At 37.8% G+C, this 22,912-nt stretch carries 17 protein-coding genes and 2 pseudogenes; 17 read left to right on the plus strand and 2 right to left on the minus strand.

The features are described from left to right. Positions 1 to 22 precede the first annotated feature (22 nt). From DWX57_RS08840 to DWX57_RS08880, 9 genes are all read left to right on the plus strand, one after another. On the plus strand, positions 23 to 1,105 hold the full coding sequence (locus DWX57_RS08840) for a hypothetical protein (protein ID WP_120123735.1): 1,083 nt from the start codon (positions 23 to 25) through the stop codon (positions 1,103 to 1,105). Positions 1,106 to 1,158: 53 nt separating this feature from the next. Beyond that, the gene (locus tag DWX57_RS08845) at positions 1,159 to 1,686 is read left to right on the plus strand and encodes a dTDP-4-dehydrorhamnose 3,5-epimerase family protein (protein WP_120123738.1); all 528 of its coding nucleotides are present in this window, start codon (positions 1,159 to 1,161) and stop codon (positions 1,684 to 1,686) included. A gap of 28 nt (positions 1,687 to 1,714) precedes the next feature. After that, entirely contained in the window at positions 1,715 to 2,575 is an 861-nt protein-coding gene (locus DWX57_RS08850; protein WP_120123740.1) for a helix-turn-helix domain-containing protein, read from the plus strand. 176 nt (positions 2,576 to 2,751) lie between these two features. Then, complete coding sequence (gmd, locus tag DWX57_RS08855; RefSeq protein ID WP_120123742.1) at positions 2,752 to 3,804, plus strand: GDP-mannose 4,6-dehydratase; 1,053 nt, start codon at positions 2,752 to 2,754, stop codon at positions 3,802 to 3,804. A 66-nt stretch (positions 3,805 to 3,870) separates the two neighbouring features. Further along, positions 3,871 to 4,812: a GDP-L-fucose synthase family protein gene (locus tag DWX57_RS08860; protein ID WP_334295118.1), complete on the plus strand. Its 942-nt coding sequence runs from the start codon at positions 3,871 to 3,873 to the stop codon at positions 4,810 to 4,812. A 167-nt stretch (positions 4,813 to 4,979) separates the two neighbouring features. Further along, positions 4,980 to 6,290: a sugar phosphate nucleotidyltransferase gene (locus DWX57_RS08865; RefSeq protein ID WP_120123747.1), complete on the plus strand. Its 1,311-nt coding sequence runs from the start codon at positions 4,980 to 4,982 to the stop codon at positions 6,288 to 6,290. Between the two features lie 99 nt (positions 6,291 to 6,389). Continuing rightward, a complete protein-coding gene (locus tag DWX57_RS08870) occupies positions 6,390 to 8,111 on the plus strand; it encodes a phospho-sugar mutase (RefSeq protein WP_120123749.1) in 1,722 nt (573 codons plus the stop codon). A gap of 64 nt (positions 8,112 to 8,175) precedes the next feature. Then, on the plus strand, positions 8,176 to 9,996 hold the full coding sequence (locus DWX57_RS08875; protein WP_120123751.1) for a phospho-sugar mutase: 1,821 nt from the start codon (positions 8,176 to 8,178) through the stop codon (positions 9,994 to 9,996). Positions 9,997 to 10,061: 65 nt separating this feature from the next. After that, the gene (locus DWX57_RS08880) at positions 10,062 to 10,991 is read left to right on the plus strand and encodes a type I phosphomannose isomerase catalytic subunit (protein ID WP_243106207.1); all 930 of its coding nucleotides are present in this window, start codon (positions 10,062 to 10,064) and stop codon (positions 10,989 to 10,991) included. Between the two features lie 58 nt (positions 10,992 to 11,049). Here DWX57_RS08880 and DWX57_RS14700 read toward each other — a convergent pair. After that, positions 11,050 to 11,905: pseudogene (locus DWX57_RS14700) on the minus strand (Mu transposase domain-containing protein); the annotation flags it as partial. A 488-nt stretch (positions 11,906 to 12,393) separates the two neighbouring features. Then, on the minus strand, positions 12,394 to 14,130 hold the full coding sequence (locus DWX57_RS08890) for a hypothetical protein (RefSeq protein WP_120123755.1): 1,737 nt from the start codon (positions 14,128 to 14,130) through the stop codon (positions 12,394 to 12,396). A gap of 221 nt (positions 14,131 to 14,351) precedes the next feature. On the opposite strand from DWX57_RS08890, the gene tnpA reads away from it, so the two are divergent. The 8 genes and pseudogenes from tnpA (at position 14,352) to DWX57_RS08930 (ending at position 22,907) form a co-directional block, all read left to right on the plus strand. Further along, positions 14,352 to 14,729 (plus strand): IS66 family insertion sequence element accessory protein TnpA, encoded by a 378-nt coding sequence (tnpA, locus tag DWX57_RS08895; RefSeq protein WP_120123757.1) that lies wholly within the window; start codon positions 14,352 to 14,354, stop codon positions 14,727 to 14,729. Next, positions 14,719 to 15,012 carry an IS66 family insertion sequence element accessory protein TnpB gene (gene tnpB, locus DWX57_RS08900; protein ID WP_120123759.1) on the plus strand — a complete coding sequence of 98 codons (294 nt, stop codon included), beginning with the start codon at positions 14,719 to 14,721 and terminating at the stop codon, positions 15,010 to 15,012. The genes tnpA and tnpB overlap by 11 nt, the downstream gene beginning before the upstream one ends. Before the next feature lie 130 nt (positions 15,013 to 15,142). Further along, positions 15,143 to 15,314 (plus strand): annotated as a pseudogene (locus DWX57_RS08905) (TnpV protein); the annotation flags it as partial. Between the two features lie 185 nt (positions 15,315 to 15,499). Next, positions 15,500 to 18,763 carry a serine/threonine-protein kinase gene (locus DWX57_RS08910; RefSeq protein WP_120123761.1) on the plus strand — a complete coding sequence of 1,088 codons (3,264 nt, stop codon included), beginning with the start codon at positions 15,500 to 15,502 and terminating at the stop codon, positions 18,761 to 18,763. 10 nt (positions 18,764 to 18,773) lie between these two features. Next, positions 18,774 to 20,219, plus strand: coding sequence for a hypothetical protein (locus DWX57_RS08915; RefSeq protein ID WP_120123764.1), 1,446 nt, complete (start codon positions 18,774 to 18,776; stop codon positions 20,217 to 20,219). A 237-nt stretch (positions 20,220 to 20,456) separates the two neighbouring features. Further along, a complete protein-coding gene (rfbB, locus tag DWX57_RS08920) occupies positions 20,457 to 21,419 on the plus strand; it encodes a dTDP-glucose 4,6-dehydratase (protein WP_120123766.1) in 963 nt (320 codons plus the stop codon). A gap of 360 nt (positions 21,420 to 21,779) precedes the next feature. Then, positions 21,780 to 21,980 carry a hypothetical protein gene (locus tag DWX57_RS08925; RefSeq protein ID WP_133300881.1) on the plus strand — a complete coding sequence of 67 codons (201 nt, stop codon included), beginning with the start codon at positions 21,780 to 21,782 and terminating at the stop codon, positions 21,978 to 21,980. A 705-nt stretch (positions 21,981 to 22,685) separates the two neighbouring features. Further along, a complete protein-coding gene (locus DWX57_RS08930) occupies positions 22,686 to 22,907 on the plus strand; it encodes a hypothetical protein (protein ID WP_120123770.1) in 222 nt (73 codons plus the stop codon). Positions 22,908 to 22,912: the final 5 nt, after the last annotated feature.

Below are 22,912 nucleotides of genomic sequence, written 5' to 3' on the forward strand. Positions count from 1 at the left end.
TATACAAAAGAGGTGAATGATAATGAATTCTTTATATGAGTTATTGAATAAAGAGATTATTTCTTTGGGTTTGGATAATTATAGTAATTTGGATTTTTTATCAGATAGAGCTGCATGCGCAAAATTCATAGATACATTAGCAGGACAGTATTGGGATGTGAATAATGAAATTACTGTGCCATATCATGTTGCTCAGAACAGAGCTAGTCATAGTATTATCACGTTTTTAATGGGGCGAGCGTTATGTAGAGTTAGTGGACATATAGATAAAATAAAAAATGATAAAGATGAATATAGTCGATTATGGATGCTTACTTCAATAAATCATGATCGAGGTTATTTTTCTAAGCAGCTGAATAACCCACAAAAAAGTAAAAAAGATTTTGAGAAAGACAACTTATTTTGCCAGAAATACACTGATAGTAGATTGAGTCAGTTTAATGACTTTCAAAAAAAGCATTCTGAATATTTGGCATATACAGTGCCTGAAATAGAAGCTTATGCAGAATATGCAATTTCGTTTCATGCAGAGCAAATAAATGATGATGAGAAACAAGATCATGGAATTTTAGGTGGCTTGTTAATATTTTATTATGGGAAAAATGAGTATATGAAAAACAATTGTTCATCTAAGGAACTTTTATTGATAATGAAATCGGGGTACACAATAGCTCAGCATAATATATTTAAGTCTCCAGATGAAGATACTGATAGTAAGTATCCGCATATATTATTAGAAAAATTGTCTCATGATTCCAAATTTAGAATTGGACAGAATGATACAACGCAGTTGTTGTTACTCTTGTGTTTGGTTGATACTGTTGAGTGCGTAAAAAAGATGGGTAAAGGAGAGGATAGTCATAATTATTTGGAAACAAAAACAGTGTTACAGGGAATAGGCATAGAAGTATGCAATAATGGTATAATACTTGATTATGTTAATCTATACAAAAAAATTCATAGAGATAAAAAACAGGAACAGGTAGATATACTATTTGAAAGGTTAAATAGCTGTTATAACAATGTTAGAAGTTTGCCACAATGGACAGTTTTTGATGTTACAGAAGATGGCGAGCATAGATTGAGAATAGAACTTAAGCAGTGAGTTTGTTATAATTTACTATTTAGAGTAATACGGATTAAAGAGAGAGGTTGGGTATGATACAAGCATTAGATTCAAAACCAATAGTAATGATTATGACATCTTTTGAAGACTTCCGAGGTTATCTGTCAGTACCATATGACCAATCTATGGGAGTGGACTTTCAGGTAAAGCAGATCAATCAGGGCTATAGCAAGAAGGCCTTTACACTTCGAGGACTTCATTATCAGGCTGGAGATGCTGCGCAGGCAAAACTGGTTTCCTGTTTGAGAGGTTCCATATTCAGTGTGGCGGTGGATTTGAGATTTGGCGATACCAGAGGACAGACTTATAGTGAGGTTCTTTCATGGGAGAATAGGAAGATGATGTTTGTGCCGAGAGGATTTGCCCATGGATACCTTACACTTGAGGATGATACTCTTATGCAGTGGTGTGTGGATAATGATTTTTGTGCGGAGGCAGCACGCGCAGTCCGGTATGATGATCCGGATATGATCTGGAATGGTGAGAGCTGGCCTAAAGGAGATTATATAATGTCGGACAAGGATAGGAATGCTATGTCTTTGAAGGATATTTGTATGTAGCAGTTTTATTTGGAAGGAGCGACCATATATGGATGAGCTGTTTTATAGTCATACCCCATCGGTGGAATCGAACAGAATACTTTATACACCGTCAGCATTTGCGAGAATGTCACTTTGCCATTTGCAGGAGGCGGGCTATCTGCAGGCTGTTCATCCGCATACATCTTCCAGATCGAATCTTGTGTCGTATCTGTTTTTTGTAGTATTGTCTGGCAAGGGCCGTTTGGACTATGAAGGCGTTACATATGAGCTGGCGGCGGGGGATTGCGTTTTTATAGATTGCAGGAAATCATATAGCCATTCTACAGGAGAACAGCTGTGGGCGCTCAGATGGTGCCACTTTTACGCCGCATCGCTCCCTGCTATTTATGAGAAATATAAGGAACGAGGAGGGACTTCGGTATTTCATCCGGATAATCTGGATAATTACATTTCAATACTCAGCAATATACAGGATATAGCAGCCTCCAGTGATCATGTCAGAGATATGAAGATTAATGAGCGACTAAATTCATTGCTTACGCTTTTGATGGAGGAGTCGTGGCATCCTGAGAATGGAATGCTTTCCAGAAAGCGTGTCAATCTAAGTGAGATCAAGGCATATCTTGATGAATATTATGCGGATAAGATAGTGTTGGATGATCTTGCAGAGCGCTTTTTTATAAATAAATATTACCTTACGAGAATTTTTAAGGAGACGTACGGAACTACGATTACCAGTTATGTTCAGTCGGTGAGAATCACTCATGCGAAACAGATGCTTAGATTTACTGATATGAGTGTGGACGAGATCGGCAGGGCAGTGGGAATGGATGGTGCCAATTATTTTAGCCGGATATTCCAGAAGGTTGAGGGGATAAGACCGAGTGAGTATAGGAAGAGATGGTAGGTGGGGAATAGTAAAAAATAGAGAGTAGGAAGCTCTCTATTTTTTATGTGTTACAAGTCAATATTGTGCTAATTTATAGCAATATATGTAATTCCTTTTTGAAGTGACAGGTGTTAGAATGCGGATAACAATGATAACTTTACAATACAGAGTACAAAAGGAAAGAGGTAAAAATAATGTCAAAAGTTGCACTTATTACAGGTATCACAGGACAGGATGGTTCATATCTTGCTGAGTTTCTTCTTGAGAAGGGATATGAGGTTCACGGTATAACAAGGAGAGCGTCTATATCAAACACAGCTCGTATTGACCATCTTATTGCGGATAATTCAATTACACTTCACGATGGGGATCTTTCAGATTCATCTTCACTTATCAGAATAATAGGTTTGGTTCAGCCGGATGAGATATACAACCTTGCAGCACAGTCACATGTTCAGGTTTCATTTGATGTTCCTGAGTATTCAGGTGATGTAGATGCGCTTGGTGTTCTTCGTATTCTTGAGGCATGCCGTATCCTTGGACTTACCAAGAAGACAAAGGTATATCAGGCATCGACATCTGAGCTTTTCGGAAAGGTTGAGGAGGTTCCTCAGAGAGAGACCACACCATTCCATCCATATAGCCCATATGCTGTTGCTAAGCAGTATGGTTTCTGGATCGTAAAGGAGTACAGAGAGGCATACGATATGTTTGCTGTAAATGGTATTCTGTTCAATCACGAGTCAGAGAGAAGGGGAGAGAATTTTGTAACACGTAAGATCACACTTGCTGCTGGCAGAATTGCAGAGGGACTTCAGGATCATCTTGAGCTTGGCAACATGGATTCACTCCGTGACTGGGGATATGCAAAGGATTATGTTGAGTGTATGTGGCTCATCATGCAGCAGGATAAGCCAGAGGATTTCGTTATTGCTACTGGCGAGCAGCATACAGTTCGTGATTTCACAGAGAAGGCATTTGCAGCAAATGGAATCACAGTTCGTTGGGAAGGAACAGGAATTGACGAGAAGGGATATGATGCTGAGACAGGTAAGCTCCTCGTATCAGTTAATCCACAGTGGTTCCGTCCTACAGATGTTGATAATCTTTGGGGTGATCCTACAAAGGCAAAGACGGTTCTTGGCTGGAATCCACAGAAGACAAGCTATGCAGAACTTGTAGAGATCATGGCAAAGCATGACCGTGAACTTGCAAAGCGCGAGAAGGCAATGAAATCTGTTCAGTAAGCTGATTTAAGCATTTGTGTTATAGATCATAATTTTTATTATATAGGAAGAAGGCAATTTATCATGATGGAAAAAAATGCAAAGATTTATGTGGCAGGACATAGAGGAATGGTTGGTTCTGCTATAGTTCGTGAACTTGAGAGACAGGGCTATACCAATATAATCACACGTACCCATGCGGAGCTTGACCTTTGTCGTCAGACTGATGTGGAGAAGTTCTTTGCGGAAGAGAAACCTGAGTATGTATTTCTGGCAGCCGCAAAAGTAGGAGGCATCGTTGCAAACCAGGAGGCTCTTGCAGATTTTATGTGGTTCAATATGACACTTGAGATGAATGTTATAAACTCTGCATGGAAGAATGGATGTAAGAAGCTTGAGTTCCTTGGAAGTTCATGTATATATCCACGTATGGCACCTCAGCCTATGCCTGAGAGCTGCCTGCTCACAAGCGAGCTGGAAAAGACAAATGAGGCATATGCCCTTGCCAAGATTTCCGGCCTTAAGTACTGTGAGTTCCTCAACAAGCAGTATGGAACAGATTACATAAGTGTTATGCCTACAAATCTGTATGGACCAAATGATAACTATCATCCAACACACAGTCATGTTGTGCCGGCTCTTATCAGACGTTTCCATGAGGCAAAGGAAGCTGGACTTGAGTCAGTTACATGTTGGGGAGATGGTTCACCGCTTCGTGAGTTTTTATATGTTGATGACCTTGCTAATCTCTGTGTTTTCCTGATGAACAACTATTCAGGAAATGAGACAGTGAATGCAGGTACAGGCAAGGAGCTTACGATCAAGGAACTTACTGAGCTTGTGGCAAAGGTTGTCGGTTATACAGGTGAGATCAAGTGGGATACGACAAGACCAAATGGTACACCGAGAAAGCTGCTTGATGTATCCAAGGCAACAAAACTTGGTTGGGCATACAAGACAGAGCTTGAGGAAGGACTTCGTCTTTCTTATGAGGATTTCTTAAACAACCCTATGAGAGCTGAAAGATAAATTATTGTATAAATTAAAATGGGTCGTTTCATAGCCGGACACTGCATGAAACGACCTTTATTTGAATGTGAAGTGTCAAGTTTTCTGTGAAAACTTGGCATGTAGCGTCAGCCCTTGCCGAAGGCAATTTTCATGGGCTGATGTTCAATAAGAGGAGGATAAAATAAATGAATATAGTATTGTTATCAGGTGGCTCAGGAAAGCGTCTCTGGCCACTTTCAAATGACATCAGGTCTAAGCAGTTTATTAAGATTTTCAAGGATGCTGATGGTGAGCTTGAGTCGATGGTACAGAGAGTGTACAGACAGATCAAGAAGGTTGATTCAGATGCTACAGTGACCATAGCAACATCGAGAACACAGGTGTCAGCTATCCACAATCAGCTTGGTGAAGATGTTGGAATATCAGTGGAGCCGGCAAGAAGAGATACATTTCCTGCTATAGCTTTGGCTACGGCATATCTTGTGGATGTGATGAATATTGATCCCGAGGAGTCTGTTGTTGTATGTCCGGTGGATCCATATGTAAATGATGATTATTTCGAGGCTCTTAAGAGGCTTTCAGATCAGGCTGATAAAGGTGAGGCGAATCTGGTACTTATGGGCATTGAGCCGACGTATCCATCAGAAAAGTATGGATATATCATTCCTGAGAGTGAGGAGCAGACGTCTTCTGTTATGACATTTAAGGAAAAACCAACTGCGGAGATTGCACAGCAGTATATCGATCAGGGAGCACTCTGGAATGGTGGAGTGTTTGCTTACAAACTGAAGTATGTGCTTGACAAGGCACATGAACTTATGGATTTTGTCGATTATCAGGATCTTTACGATAAGTATGAGACCTTGAACAAGATATCATTTGATTATGCGGTGGTTGAGCATGAGGACAAGATTCAGGTGCAGAGATTTGCCGGTGATTGGAAAGACTTGGGAACTTGGAACACTCTTACCGAGGCGATGGAAGACAGCGTCGTTGGAAAGGGAGTTTTGAATGACACATGTAATGGAGTACATATCGTAAATGAGATGGATGTACCTATTCTTGCGATGGGCTTACATGATGTGGTTATCTCGGCATCTCCTGATGGAATACTTGTATCCGACAAGGAACAGAGTTCATATATCAAGCCTTATGTTGATGGCTTTGAACAGCAGGTCATGTATGCGGAGAAATCCTGGGGAAGTTTTAAGGTAATAGATGTTGAGAACAAGAGCCTTACTATAAAGGTAACGCTCAATCCGGGACACTCCATGAACTACCATAGTCACAAAAACCGTGATGAGGTATGGGTAGTAATTGATGGAACTGGAAAGACCATTATAGATGGCGATGAGAGCAATATCTCAGTTGGTGATGTGATTTCGATGAAGGCTGGTTGCCGTCATACAGTGAGTGCGGATACAGAGCTTAAGCTTATAGAGGTTCAGCTTGGTTCTGAAATCACAGTTCATGATAAGGTGAAGCATGAGTTATAAATAGGGCAATTATAACAGGGCAATTATGGCTGTGCTATTCATGGTTGATAATTACTGGAAGAGAAAATAATACAATTCATAAAGAGAGGGGCAATTAATATGAGCTATAAGGATGAATATAACTATTGGCTCAGTTCGGATTATTTCGACGAAGCTACACGGGCAGAGCTTCGCGGACTTACGGACGAGAAGGAGATTGAAGACAGATTCTACAAAGGCCTTGAGTTCGGAACAGGCGGCTTGCGTGGCGTTATGGGCGCGGGCAGCAACAGGATGAATATATATACTGTGCGCAAGGCTACGCAGGGACTTGCAAATTATATATCAAAGACAGGTGTGGAGAGACCATCTGTTGTGATTTCATATGACAATAGAAATAATTCTTCGAGATTTGCACTTGAGACAGCACTGTGCCTTTGTGCATCAGGGATAAAGGTGTATTTATTTGATGAACTAAGACCAACGCCGGAGCTTTCATTTGCAGTTCGTTATCTGAATTGCCTTGCGGGAGTGAATATCACAGCAAGTCATAACCCAAAGGAATACAATGGATACAAAGTTTATTGGAGTGATGGCGCACAGATCGTATCTCCACAGGATAAGGAGATCATAGCTGAGGTAAACGCAATATCTGATTATACTTCAATTAAGACTATGAGTGAGAATGAAGCATTAGAATCGGGCTTGCTTTCATATATTGGAAGCGATGTAGACGACGCATATGCAGCAACTCTTCATAAGCTCATCATGGCTCCGGAAGAGATAGAAGCAGCAAAAGATATTAAGATCGTTTATTCGCCTCTTCACGGAACCGGACTTAAGCCGGTTAAGAGAATGCTTTCAGAGATGGGATTCTCAAATGTATATATCGTAGAGGAGCAGGCTGTTCAGGATGGAGATTTCCCAACACTCAGATCACCAAATCCAGAGTCTCCAGAAGCCTATATTCTGGGCGTAGAACTGGCAAAGAAAGTCGGAGCTGAGCTTGTGCTTGTTACTGATCCTGATGGGGATAGGCTGGGAATGTACAGCCTTGATAAGAAGTCAGGTGAATACAAAGAGTTTACCGGCAATATGTTTGGGGCACTTGTCTGTGATTATGTGCTTATGCAGAAGAAAGAAAAGGGCATTCTTTCAGAGAATCCTGCGGTTACAACGACGGTTGTAATAACCGATATGGTAAAGGATATTTGTCACAAGTATGGTGTGTTATGCGACTATAACAATCTTATAGGTTTCAAATATATAGCGACAAAGATAAGAAATTATGAGGCTGATGGCAGTCATACATATGAATTTGGACTTGAAGACAGCTTTGGCTGCCTCCCTGGAACATATTCGAGAGATAAAGATGCAGTTGGTACTGTCATGCTTCTCTGTGAGGCGGCAGCATACTATGCAAACAGGGGAATGACTTTATGGGATCGTATGTGCCAGCTTTTTGAAGACTTTGGATACTACAAAGAGAAGATCACTTCTGTGAAATTTGCCGGTAAAGAGGGCACCGAAAAGATTTCTTCTATGATCCAGAATCTTAGAGAGAATCCGGTTTCTTCTGTGGGCGATTACACTGTCACAGAAATATATGACTACAAGCTTGGAACTACAACTGATATGTCGACTGGCGCGGTTGTCGAGGGTGGACTTCCTAAGTCGAATATGATCTATTACCAGCTTTCGGATGGCGCATGGTTCCTTGTAAGACCATCAGGAACTGAGCCAAAGATAAAGTTTTATTACGGTGTTAAAGGTTTATCTGCTTCTGATTCCGCAGATAAACTGTCTGAGCTTGGTGATCTCGTTAAGGGCATGTTTGAGTAGATTGGCGTATTCAGACAGGGATCAAAAGCTATAATATAGATTGGCAAATGAGGAGAAATTAATTATGGATTATAGAAAAGAGTATGAGTTCTGGCTTCAGTCTGATTGTTTTAACGAGGAGACCAAGACGGAATTAAGGGTAATTACAGACGAGAAGGAAATAGAGGATAGATTCTACAAGAATCTCAAGTTCGGAACTGGTGGTATGCGTGGAATCATCGGTGCCGGCACAAATCGTATGAATATATATACGATTACAAAGGTTACTCAGGGACTTGCAAACTATATTCTTGAGGTTGGATCTAAGGCTTGTGAGATGGGTGTTGTTATTGCACATGATTCAAGAATTATGTCTCCAGAATTCTGTGAGGCTACAGCACTCTGCCTGAACGCAAATGGTATCAAGACATATGTATTTGATTCGCTTCGTCCAACTCCAGAGCTTTCATTTGCGGTAAGAGAGCTTGGATGTATAGCAGGTATTGTAATAACAGCAAGTCACAATCCACCTGAGTACAATGGCTATAAGGTATATTGGGAGGACGGTAGTCAGATAGTTGCCCCTCATGATAAGAATATACTTGCTCATGTGGCAGCCGTTCCAGGGTTTGATGCTGTTCGAACAATATCAAAGGAAAAAGCAGTTGCAGATGGATTGTTCAATATGGTTCCTGCTAGTGTGGACGAGCATTACTATGAGGAGCTTATCAAGCAGACTATACATGGAGAGATCATACCGGAAGTAGCGGATGATATCACGATTGTTTACACTCCGCTTCATGGAACTGGAAATGTGCCTGTGAGAGAAGTTTTAAAGCGACTCGGCTTTAAGAAGGTTTATGTGGTTGAGCCTCAGACAGTGCCGGATGGCAATTTCCCGACTGTCAAATATCCAAATCCAGAGGAACCGTCAGCATTTGCAATGGGTATTGAACTTGCAAAGCAGGTGGATGCAGATGTCATCATGGCTACAGATCCTGACGCTGACAGGCTTGGTATATATGTTAAGGATACAACAGGCGTGTGGAAGGATACTTCATTTGGACAGGATCCGGCGTATCCATATGTGCGTTTCAATGCTAATATGACAGGTTCACTCATGGCTGAGTATGTATGTAGAGAAAAACTTGCTATGGGTACTCTTCCGGCAAATGGAGCCATTTGTAACACGATAGTCAGCTCGACTCTTCCTGAAGCTATTGCTGCTGAATATAACTTGAAGTATATAGAGACACTCACTGGCTTTAAGTATATAGGTGAACAGATCAAGCTTTTTGAGGAGAATCATACATATAAGTTTGTATATGGCATGGAGGAGAGCTTTGGCTGTCTGGTAGGGGATTACACAAGAGATAAGGATGCCTGTGGTGCTGTAGTTATCCTCTGTGAGATAGCAGCATTCTACAAGAAGCAGAACAAGACTCTCTGTGATGCCATGGAAGAGGTATATAAGAAGTATGGTTATTATTTTGAGGGTGCATATGGCATGACGCTCAAGGGTGTTGACGGTGCCGCACAGATAAAGGCAATAATGACTCAGTTCAGAACTTCAGATATGAAGGAATTTGCAGGACTTAAGGTTGAGGCAGTTCGTGACTATGAGTCAGGAATAAGAACTTCGTTGATCAGTACAGAACCAGATGCTTCAGAGGATGCCAGCTGTTCAGGCACCGGTCAGTCTGGAACACAGGCACAGACTAACATGGGACTTCCGAAGTCTAATGTCATGTATTATGAGCTTGAAAATCATGCATGGTTCGCTGCCCGTCCATCTGGTAATGAACCAAAGATCAAGTTCTACTTTGGAGTTAATGAGGATTCTCTTCATGCTGCACAGGATAGGATTGCTGAGATGCAGGATACAGTAAAAGATATGCTTGCGTAGTTTTGTTGCTATGGGAATATAATGAAAGGTGAGGGATCGTATAATTGAAAAAAGAGATTGTTTTCTTGAATCCAGTATTTACGCATAATATCTGGGGAGGAACGAAACTTAGAGATGAATACGGATACGACATTGAAGGTGATGATATAGGTGAGTGCTGGGGAATAGCGGCTCATGAGAATGGTAACTGTACCGTAAAAGAAGGTATGTACAAAGGAGAGACGCTGGCGGGACTCTGGTCTGAACATAGAGATTTATTTGGCAATATTTATGGAGACAGATTCCCTCTGCTTGTGAAAATCATTGATGCCAAGGCGGATCTTAGTATTCAGGTTCATCCGGATGATGCATATGCGGCCTCACATGAGAATGGCTCTCTGGGTAAGATGGAGTGCTGGTATATTCTTGATTGTAAGGAAGATGCATCACTTGTGGTAGGCCATAATGCCAGAACTCATGAGGAACTTGTAGATATGATACAAGGAAAGCGCTGGAGTGATTTTATCAGAGAGATTCCGGTCAAGAAGGGGGATTTCATTCAGATTGACCCTGGCACAGTTCACGCTATAAAGGGCGGCATAACGCTTCTTGAGACACAGCAGAATAGTGATATCACATACAGAGTATACGATTATGACAGACTTTCTGGTGGTAAGCCAAGAGAATTGCATGTAAAGCAGAGCATGGATGTTATAACGGTTCCTGCAAAGCCAGTTTCAGATAGTGTCGTCAACGTTAGTGCAGGAAAGGCTAATGAACTATCAAAGCTGATCAGTTGTAAGTATTATGATGTGTACAAATTGGATGTTGAAGGTAAGGCAACTATAGACATATCGGATAACCCATTTACAATCATGTCGGTGGTTTCAGGTGAGGGAAGCATTGATGGACACGTTCTTACTAAGGGCGATCATTTTATTCTGCCTTGTAGATATGATACTGCTGAATTTGAAGGATGTATGGAGATTATTGCTTCGACAGTGCCGGTTGCCTGATGGTGTAGTGGTGAAGTGATAAAGGTGCTTTGCGTATAGGGTGTGTTCTCAGTTGTGGTTCCGGCATATGTTCTGTAATGGTGCTGTACTGCCCAAGGCGGCCTTTCAGACGACGGTGGGAAGCAATGCGGTTATGGTTGTAAAAAATTTCAATGGTGGTATCTGTTACCTTTACATCAACTTTCTTTTTGATGTATTCATATGGAACTGAGTATAGCATTCCATCCACAGATATGTGATAATTGAACTGGACAGTGGCTGTCTTCCAGTCACTCAGTTCAAAGCGGGTAGCAGGTAATGGAGAAAGTAATGGCTTTTCATCTTCAAGAAATAAGTCCAACCGGCTGCCCTCTTTCTTTTGAAAGAGCCTCCGATTGAATTGTTCCAGCTTTTCTCTGATTGCATGGTTTAATTCGGCAAGGGAAAAGAACTGTTCATTCCGGAGTGCTGCTGTTATCCGGGTCAATGATTGTTGCAGGATCACCTGCCCAGTCAACCTCGACCTGCTCACTGGGTTTGCGGCTGATGTGCATTGCAGCACGTCGTTTCTGCTCATCCTGTTGGATGTGGTAGCAGAACTGGGAATACATAAGTGGCTCATCGCCGTTGGCGCGGCAGTCCTCCATGTATTCAGTCCACAGGAGTTTCTTACTGACTCCATTGCGGAGCAACTCCTTACGGATGTAATCATAGTCGGGCATACACTTTTGAGAGTGGTCGTTTTGTTTTGGATAAAACAAACTTTCAAGAACTTCATCCGTTTGATTGTCTTCTAGTGGCCAAGAGATATCTAATTCTTGTGCTCGTTTTAAGACCTTTGCTACGGTAGTTCTTGAACACGGAACACTCAATGCTATGTTCCGATTACTAAATCCCAAGCTTGATAATCTTAGGATTTCACGATATTTGATCATAATGATGACCTCCTTCATAATAGATTTACACAGTAGATGTGCATAAATCTATTATAAAACAAGTGGCTCATTGTGACCGGAATGATGGCTCATAGTAAAACGGAATAGTGGCTCACGCCCGCCGGACAGATGGCTCATTTGGACGCAGATTATTCACTTTGTTTTCATACTGCTGTTTCTGCATTCCTGAATAATGGCGGTCCATGTCGCTAGCTGCTGTTCCCGAATAGCAAGGCGTGTTGCCATAATCTACCTCCCGAATATTTGGATTTTTCGCTCTTATTTTCCAACTAGTTGAGGTAATCATCGCAAAATTCGGATAAGATGGGTAGGTACTGGATATGGAGCGTTTACAGAATAACTATTGTGTAAAGTTTTCATCGCAAGTTAATTTTACCACACAAATAGGACCATTCGCTTACGCAAATGGTCCTATTTTTTTAGGAACTTATTTCACAACCCCTCCACATAAATAATATATAACCAAGTTAAAATTTTCCTGATTTAGTCCATGTCTTTGTATATTTTTTTGAATAATCTCCTGAGACAAACTTAAGATTATAAGTATAGCTTAATGCGTCGGCAAGAGAATAAACAATAACCTTATTGTCTTTATTCTTAAGTTTCGTTCCTTTTTTTAATCTGAGCTCATTATTGTATTTTACTTTTGTTTTATCACTCTTAACTTTTACACAATACAATTTCGCCAATTTATTTCCAGCAGCAAGAATACCCTTACCTACCACTCCGGCACCTATTTTTTTGAAAAATGCACCTATTCCCATTTTAAGTCCAGCACTTGTTGTATTAATTATAAATGCTTGAGCATCTTTCTTCTTATTAATTGTATTTGCATCATGCTTTGTCATTTGCTCTGAAATCTTGATGATTGCTGTAGATGGGTCTGTTTCAATCGACATGCCATTAACATCCTCAACTTCCACCCCAACCGTTTTATAGAAAGTTGAACTTGGATCAAGCATAGTTGCAGTTCTAACTGTCATATAATTAATTCTTACATTAACATCATCTACAATATATGTACATGCAGCAAACAGCAGGTTCTTATATGCTTCTGTAGCACCATAACATGTAACTACATTATTTGAAATTACGTCACCATTCAGGACTTGCTTCATATAACTTGCTGCAACATCGCCCCTCACTGGATTTCTATCTTTACTTGAAACACAAAGTTTTTTTACTATTGGATTAATAACCTTTATATAGTCTGTCTTATTGTAACCATTAAATGTATAGTCATTTCTCTGTTTAACATTAAGAGTCTTTAAAACACGCCCAAACTCGTCCTTGATAGTAATTGTGCATTTACGATTAGGCGCCTTTGAATTCAAAGGTACTTTCGCACAATAAACCATCAAGCCCAAGGAATTTGTCCCTAAAGTAATCTTCTTTGTTGCCTTGTAGATTTTTCCATCTTTTGTCTGGTTAACCAAGTATACATAATTACCAGTACACTCAACAACTAATTTATAATTACAACTCATTGGATATGCTGCAACAAATTTGTCTTTCATTCCTGAAATACTGTTACAAGTTGTGCCCCAGAGATTCTGATTTGTCACAAGAATACCTGCTGCATTAAACTCAAAACCATCACACTTATATTTCCCATTATATTTGAACTCTAACTTAGGATAAGTCTTGTCAATTAATTTTTTCTTGCATCTTTTACAATATTTCTTATGGCAGCCCTCTTTAGTTTTTGTAGGATTTTTCTTAGTTTCTGTCCAAACGTGTCCCAGCTTTTTCACTGCTGTTCGTGACAAGATTTTACCACATTTTGTGCATTTCTGAATTTTATATCCACTGCTAGTACATGTTGGTTTTGGATTATATGTGAACTGTCCATTATTAACATGTCTACATATTTTTGGATATATGATGTTTGTATCAATCTTATTACATCTTGTACAAGACTTTGTGTAATATCCTCTTTCACTTTCTGTAGCCGATTTCTGTTCTACTTTCCACTTGTGCCCTAACGCATTACCAGTAGTTTGAGTACTTAATACCTTTCCACACCTAGAACATTTTACAACTTTTTTCCCCTTTTTCGTACAAGTCGCTTTTATTGTACTAATACTTACACTACCTGCATGTGGGCAAGTTGATGCATACGCTTTTACCGGCACTATGCATGACATGATTAAAAATAACGCTGGAAAAATTCGCATTATCTTCTTTAAATAGTTGTTTTTCATATTTGCTCCCTCTTTCCTTTTTATTTGCAAACAACCTATCCGTTATAGCAAACTTTTTATAACAATTCAATAATTTTATTTTGATTTTTTGGTCAATATTAACAAGTTGTGATGTAAACGCTCCATAGCCGGTACCTACCCATATTACCCGAATTTTGCGATAATTACCTCAACTAGTTGGAAAATAAGAGCGAAAAATCCAAATATTCGGGAGGTAGATTATGGCAACACGCCTTGCTATTCGGGAAAAGCAGCTTGCGACTTGGACCACGATTATTCAGGAATGTAGGAACAGTGGCATGAAAACAAAGGACTGGCTTGCTGAAAATAACATATCAAAGGATCAGTATTACTACTGGTTCAAGCAGCTGAGACCTGCGGCGTGCATGCAGGCATCAGGTTCTCAACCAGAATTGCCAGTTGAATCGGAGAAGCCACAGATAGTCAAGTTGGAATGCGCTGATTATCAGAATGACCTTGATTCGTGCAGCAGTTCAAAGATAAGGATAGACCGTGGTAGCAAACACATAGAGATCGCTGGCGGTGCTTCTCCCGCAGTGATCCGCTCCATCGTGGAGGTCCTTGTAGATGCTGAATGACACAATTGGGTTTTCTGAAATATACATAGTATGTGGCAGAACAGATCTGAGGTATGGTATAGACAGTCTTGTTGGAGTTCTCAGATCCCTTGGTATAGAAAACCCTGCAACAGCGGGTACGCTTTATCTATTCTGCGGAAGAAGATCTGACAGGATCAAGGGGCTTGTATGGGAAGGTGATGGATTTCTCCTCCTGTACAAGAAACTTGCAAATGGTTCATTTCAGTGGCCGCGCAATGCAAGCGAAGTTAAAAGTCTAACACCAGGATATCCTAGTAGTTGAATAGTCTTTCTCATACTATTCACTTGTAAGTATACATCAATTGCTTCTTGTTTTTGTTCAAGAGTGTACATAGTGGTACAGGATTTTGTCCGCACCCTCACTGGTAAAATTTTTCATTGACATTTACAACATGAAAAGCACATTTGAAAAATGGGTGGGCCTACACGCTTTGCGCAGACGGAATTTACTATCCAAATCTTGTCAGTACAGATGAAGAACCGCACTATGGGAAATATGGAATGATGCGGAAAACATATCTGAAAGAGCATTGCCCGGCAATGTATTCACTGTATATGTTGGAATACTGACATAACATCTGAATGCTGCGGAAGAGATGGTGTTGGAAGAATTGATTTACAGATAACAACAAGAGCTGGACAGGTGCAGAGACTAATCTGAAATGTTCAGCTTTTATAATATATGATATTATAAGTGAGAGTGATATAATATATATATGTTCATAATTTTTCTTTTAAGGAGCGTAACGATGAGTACATTTAGAGATTGGAAAGTATATAAGAGATTAAAGGATCGAGCGGATACAAATTCTGTAGTGGATGTATTGAAAAATAATAGCACAGGGGATTTAATTGTTAGGAAAATAATATATGGAATCGAACAGCCTTTGTATCAAGCTGTATTTACAAGGGAAATGCGTGCTTTGTATAAACTGAATAAATGTTCGAATATTGTTAATATATTGGGAGATGATTATTTAGCTGTATCAACAACCAAGGAAAAGGTTGGAGTAATATATTTAGAATATATAAACGGAATAGAATTAGGAAAATCATCTATTGAAAATTTTTCTGCAAAAGAGCGATTTTCAATAATAAAACAATTATTAGATGCCATTGAAATATCACATTCAAATGGGATTATCCATCGAGATATTAATCCTAATAATATCATGCTTACCGACGATAAACAGGTCAAGTTAATTGATTTTGGCATATGTAAAATCAATGATATGATCAATTCAGCAACAGTATATAAACTGGGGACTAATGCATACTCAGCTCCTGAAGTTCATCAACATAGTGAAAATGCAACTGAAAAAAGTGATTTATATTCGCTTGGTGCGGTAATTTATTTCCTTTTTACCGGTCAGCAACCTCCATTAGCAGTACAGTTTCAGGATGTATTGAATAGAACTAGTGGAATGGATGTTTCATTAAAGCCGATATTAAAAAAATTAATTGCAGAAAATCCTGATGACAGATATGAAAATATTTTTGAACTGAGAGCTGATTTTTCAAAGCTATTTACACGCTTTTTGAATTTAGATAAAACAATTATTTTGACAGCGGCATACGAACGAATAAAGGAATTGAGAAACCTTAAATTATTACCACAGTCAATAAACATTAAAATGGCAACCGAAACGTATATGCCAGAGAACTTTTTAGATTTGTATGCATTTTGTAGAAAAGAAGAATCAAATGAGAATGAAGAAACGATGATTTACATCTTTTTAGGATTTAATTTCCAGGCAGAATGTGTGTTTGATGATGAGCAAAGCGTGTTTGACGTTGTAAAATTTAGAAAGATTCCTCCAATTGATCGTGATAGACTTAAGAAAAGATTTGCTAAAATTGAGGGTGAAATAAGATTTGTAGATAAAAGAATTGCACATAGAGAATTGAAAAACGATAGTTTCGAAATGAAAAACATTATCTATGATTATTACGAAAATTATATGTCGAACAATAATGTTGATTGTGAATATAAGGAAAAGTATGGAGTGTGGAGAGATTTATTAGAATTAATAAGAGAAGATATCGAGAAAAATGTTATAAGATTACCATATGATTCTTATGAAGTAAAGAATAATCTTTTAAGATTTAAGCTAAAAAAAGGCACTTTTATAGATGAAGAACGTTTGAATAAAGAACAAGTATTTGTTTATGAAAAAAAAGTCGGAAAGAAGAAAGATAAAATAAAGCCTGTGACAGTAGGTACTTATGAAAATGATATTTATGAGAAAAATCATGTAGTTTTAGAAATAAATAAGCAGGGAACAATAGGATTGCCAGCGAGCGGTTTTATTTGTTTAGATTATAGGAAAGATAAAATTAATGTTGAAAGACAGATAGATGCTTTAAATATTCTGGAAAAAGAAGATTATCAGTGCTCTTTTAATTTGAAGAGAATAATTTCAGGTGTGGAGCCCCCGTCTGTAAATGTTATTTCGAAACCGATACATATGTTTAATGAGAAATTAGATTTTCCACAAAGGACTGCGATAAAAAAAGCATTAGATGCAGATTCTATAGCAATTATTCAAGGCCCTCCAGGAACAGGAAAAACGAATGTTATTATAGAAATTATTTTACAAATACTGAAAGCAAATAAAAGGAATCCAGATGTTGAACCTAAGAAAGTGTTACTAGTTTCTCAATCGCATCCGGCAGTAGATAAAATGTTAGAAGATTTAATTAGGGAAAGTGCTGAAAGACCTGATTTGCTTCGTATTGGAAGAGATGAAAAATTAAATGAGGAAATAAGAGAAGAGTATTCTATTAATGATGTGAAAGAAAAATGGTATCAAAATGTTAGAAGAATATGTAATAATTATACTAAAAATGCACTTGAGGAAATTGGAATTCCAGAAGAGGAGTTTGACAAATATTTTTTGAAATTGGAAAATTCAAAGGTGGAAAACACGGATTTTTCTGTAGAAGACAAATTGTTTGTTGAAAATTTTATAAAAAAAACAAAAGGGGTAAAGTCAGAAAGGACAAGAAAAATACTGGAGATTCAGAGAGAATGGACAGAACAATTAAAAAAATGTGATGAAGTAGAACTTTATATCATTAAAAGTACGGTAATTATTGCTGGTACATGTACAGGATTTGTGTCAAACAGGATCATACGTGATGTTGAATTTGACTATGTTATTGTAGATGAAGCAGCTAAGGCAACGTTTCCTGAATTAGCAGTTTCGTTAAATAAGGCATATAAAATTATATTGGTAGGTGATCATCAACAACTACCACCTGTTTTAGATACTGAAATAATTAGAAATAATAAGGAAAAACTTGATGAAGAGGGTTTGGCGCAAGGTATTTTTGAAAGAATGTATAATATGTTTCCAGAGGATAATAAGCATCGTCTTACTATACAATATAGAATGCACCCAACTATTGGTACGTTGATTAGTCATGTGTTTTATAATGATGAGATCCAAAATGGGGTAGAAGCGCAGGATAGAGAGTTGTGTATAGAAGGATATGAGGGAATTGCAATCGAGTGGATTAGTACATCGAAGTATTCGACAAAAGAGCGGTATGAAAAGGAATTTGATAATAATGGAAAAAAATCATATCAAAATTATCTTGAGCGAAATATTATTGAACGAAAACTATTGGAATTAGATTCTAAACTTGTCAAAAAGACTAAGGTTGCAGTAATTACAGGATATGGATCGCAAAAGTACATTTTGCAAACAATGGTAAAACAACATTCCTTTAAGCATATTGAGGTTGACGTAGATACAGTAGATGCATTTCAAGGTAGCCAAAAAGATATTATTCTGTATTCTACTGTTAGAAGTAGTGGAAACAAATATGGTATTGGCTTTTTGAAATCAGAAGCTAGAATTAATGTTGCATTTTCTAGAGCGAGATGCTTGTTGATTATTGTTGGAGATATGAAATTCCTTGATAATTATAAAATCAGAGGAAACAAATTCCCTGAAATCATCAAATATATTACAGAATCTGAAGGGTGTCGCATTATAGAAAAGTAGGAGAAAAGAAATGAAACAATTAGTAGCAGCAGTATCGAGAAAACTCCCCCGGGAGTTAAAAAATTTTCATTTAATTAAAAGACAGAGTATATTTATTCCTTATTGTGAAATAGGTATTACCTGTTTAACAAAGGAAGTAACAGAAATAAATTTGTTTTTTGAAACAATATTAAAATTAATTGATATTGAAGTGGTTGATGTATATGAGATATCTGCAATTATGGGGGTGGAGTTTAAATTATTAAAAGAAACCATAGTAGATATGATTGAACAGAAGTATATTATTACTTCACAGAATAAATTGATTATGACACCTAGGGGGCGAAAAGCTTTAGCGGATAGAAAACAGGTTACTATTCGTAAAAGAAATATAAATGAACTTTCTGTAAATATGATTACGGGTAATATTGAAGAAAGTGGAAAAAATGCATTTGTAAAGCCTTCTAAGAGGGATCTTTGTTTAAGTGAAGAACAAACAATTACAAAAGATTATTTAGAAAGCAATTATGCAATTATAAATGAGATATATCAGCGAAATCAGATTGAATCAAATATTTTTAACACGAAAATTTTACAGAGAGAGTTGTATAAGATATTAGATATTGCTTATGAGAAACTGTATTATGTGAAAGATGAACTTTTTATTTATAAAAATGATAATTCAGAAGATTATGAGTTTATTATTAAAGGTGACATTGGGGAAAGATACCAGAATAGCTTTTATCGTCAAGTACGTGACGTGGTATATTCAGGGATGGAAAACTTTTTTGAAAGAGATTGGGATTTTTCGAAGAATCACTGTGATAAAGGATTTGTCACTCAGGAAGATAGGCAATATACAAAGAGTTTAATTGAAAAATTAAATGTAAGTGAAATTATTTCAGATGAATTAGTAGACCAATACATACACACCCGAGCATTAATTGATGAGACAGAATTAGAAACTATATTTTCATGTAATCAAGAATTTGATTATCAAGGAATAGTTATTTCTTGTGAAAGATTGAAAAAATTGCTAAATCCAGAGATTGTTTCTGCATTAAATGCAATATCTAAGAAAAGAATTTGGTTGTTATATGATCCAAAAGAATATAATGTAAATAAAATTCTTGAACAAAATTTTGGAGATAAAATAAAGAAAAGAGAAGTGTCTGTATCGGAAAAAGAGAGAATAAGTGAGCAATTTATATGCTTCTATCCTAATATTCTGGTTGAGTTTGTAGAGAAGACGGAAAAAGTTTTTGATAGACCAATTACAACTTTTGAAGGTCGAATAGAATTTGATTCAGATGTTATTAAGAACAAGATAGATAAAATAATAGATGAATATGAAATATCGTTTTCGTTATCTGAACCAGAACCGGAGAAAACTGGAAAGAACAAATATAATAGACATACAAAGAAAGGTATAGCTCATACTTATAAAAAGTATAAATATAAAGAGAAAAATAAATAATATACAGTACATAAAAATGCGTATACCTGATCATCCATAGAAGGAAGGTTTAGTTAGAAACAGTCGCGTGTGAACGTTTGATGAATATGTGCGTCTGCTGTTCCAAAATATAATTATTGATGCGTGTTATAAATCTATTTGGAAATTAACATAATTTACTTGAAAAAGTACCCTTTATCCATCTTTATGTTATACTTATACCAAACACAACTTGTTTTGCATAAAGAGGTATAACATATGAAGATTCTTATCACCGGCGGAGCTGGTTTTATTGGTAGTAATTTTATTTTTTATATGATGGACAGATATCCTGAGTATGAGTTTGTGTGCGTGGACAAACTTACATATGCGGGAAGTCTGGATACGATTAGACCTGTCTTGGACAGGTCTAATTTTGTTTTTTATAAGGCGGATATATGCGATAGAGGTGAGATGTATCGTATATTTGAGGCGGAGAGGCCGGATGTGGTCGTGAATTTTGCAGCAGAGTCGCATGTAGACAGATCTATAGATAACCCGGAGGTGTTCCTTGATTCTAATATCAAGGGTGTGTCCGTGTTGATGGATGCATGTATGCGATATGATGTCGGCAGATTTCATCAGATTAGTACGGATGAGGTGTATGGAGATCTGCCCCTTGACAGGTCGGATCTGTTATTCACTGAAGAATCGCCGATTTGTCCGAGCTCGCCGTATAGCAGCTCGAAGGCGGCAGCAGATCTTTTGGTTATGGCTTATCATAGAACGTATGGCTTACCGGTTACCATCAGCAGGTGTTCAAATAATTATGGACCATACCAGTACCCTGAGAAACTTATCCCTTTGATGGTGACAAATGCATTGTCAGACAGACCGCTGCCTGTTTATGGACAGGGGATAAATGTCAGGGATTGGATACATGTGGATGACCATTGCCGTGCCATAGATGCGATATTGACTCAGGGAAAAGTTGGTGAGATATACAATGTGGGCGGTCATTGTGAACGGACAAATATTGAAATTGTAAGGATGATTTGCAGGGAATTGTGTAAGCCCGAGTCACTCATAACATTTGTCGCCGATAGGAAAGGCCATGATCTGCGGTATGCTATCGATTCAACTAAGATTGAACAGACTCTTGGCTGGCGGCCGGAAGTGAATTTTGATGATGGAATACGGAGAACTATCAGGTGGTACGCAGATAGGTTGAGGGGAATGTAGGTTAAGGGAGAGTGAATGGATGACTGTGCTTTCTAATAGTGATAAGTTACGAATTGACAGGTGATTATTGAATCGCAAAAGCTATGCAAAATAGCTGGATAAAACCTAATGTAGCATTTTTGAATTCAGTTCCTTCGGGTGTTCAGACAATGGTTATGCTGCTCATTACAGAGATCGTTACTTCGCTCATGACGAGGAGCTATATAATTGAAAATATGGCGTTGTCTACAGAAATGTATATAACATGATGGTGGTAGACCCGATACGCAAAGGTGATAATGGGTTTATGGATATGCGAGAGTCTTGCCAAATGGAAAAGATGGTGTAATGATTCTGGTGAAGCGCAATGGAAAATATATTTTGTTGAAACAGTTTAGACATGCAATCAGAAGAGACCAGTATGCATGCCCTCGTGGTTTTTCTGATCCAAATTGTACATCGGTTGAAGATGTACGCCGTGAGATCCAAGAGGAACTGGAAGCCGATATCATAGGAGCACCAATAGAATTTGGCCGTATAGCCGACTACAGTGGCCTCACAGGGGGCTATGGCCATGTATAATTCCAAATAAGTATAGGAAATTGAAAGATGTATAGAGATTTAATATGTATCCAGAATCCTGGACATATATTTATGAACTAAGTTGGGCACATGGATGTTATCCTGTATTATTCAGGTGGCATCCAGTTTTTTTCTGAATTCTTCTAAAGGAGAATAGTCTTTTCTGCATCCATAATATTTACCATAACAATTACATTCTCGTGACATGGATTATATAATGAAATGTTCCTGTAAGTCTCATTAAAGATACTTTTTATTTCTTTTAGTTTTTTGATTACGTTCGGCAACTATCGTTCTCGGTATACCTGCAATAACCTTTGAAACCAGTTCAAGCATTTCTTCTTGTTACGTTTAAAAAATTCTGGGCTATGTAAATCAATCATTCTCGTATATGGCTTTTGAGGAAATTTGGAATCAGCCCTTCTGGGATATCGGGATAGAAACCCAGATAATACAATGCAATACACATGTCATATCACATTTAGGTATAGGTGGCTTTTTGTGAAATAAGAACATTAGCGTAAGTGATAATATGAAATGTTTTATAGATGATTATAAAATATTGAAATATATATCAGGAGATGATAATATAGATTTACTATTATATACAGAAAACAGAGAACGAAAATGCAATAATATGTAATTATGTAAAATACATTCAGTAAAGAGGATTATCTAGTTTAGATTTTATGGGAGGAGAAAGATATGGAACAATATAGAAATTATGGGGGCGGCTCAAATGTTAAGTCATATTCTATAGGAGACACATATATAAAAGTTTCATTTAATAAAAGTACAAAGGTGTATACGTATTCTTATAAAAGTGCAGGTGTAGAGAATGTTGAGCAAATGAAAAAACTTGCCAGACAAGGTTATGGTCTAAATTCATTTATAAATAAAAATGTTAAATATGATTATGAGAGATGATTGAT

The organism is Coprococcus sp. AF19-8AC (assembly GCF_003603115.1).
Lineage (GTDB): Bacteria > Bacillota > Clostridia > Lachnospirales > Lachnospiraceae > Coprococcus > Coprococcus aceti.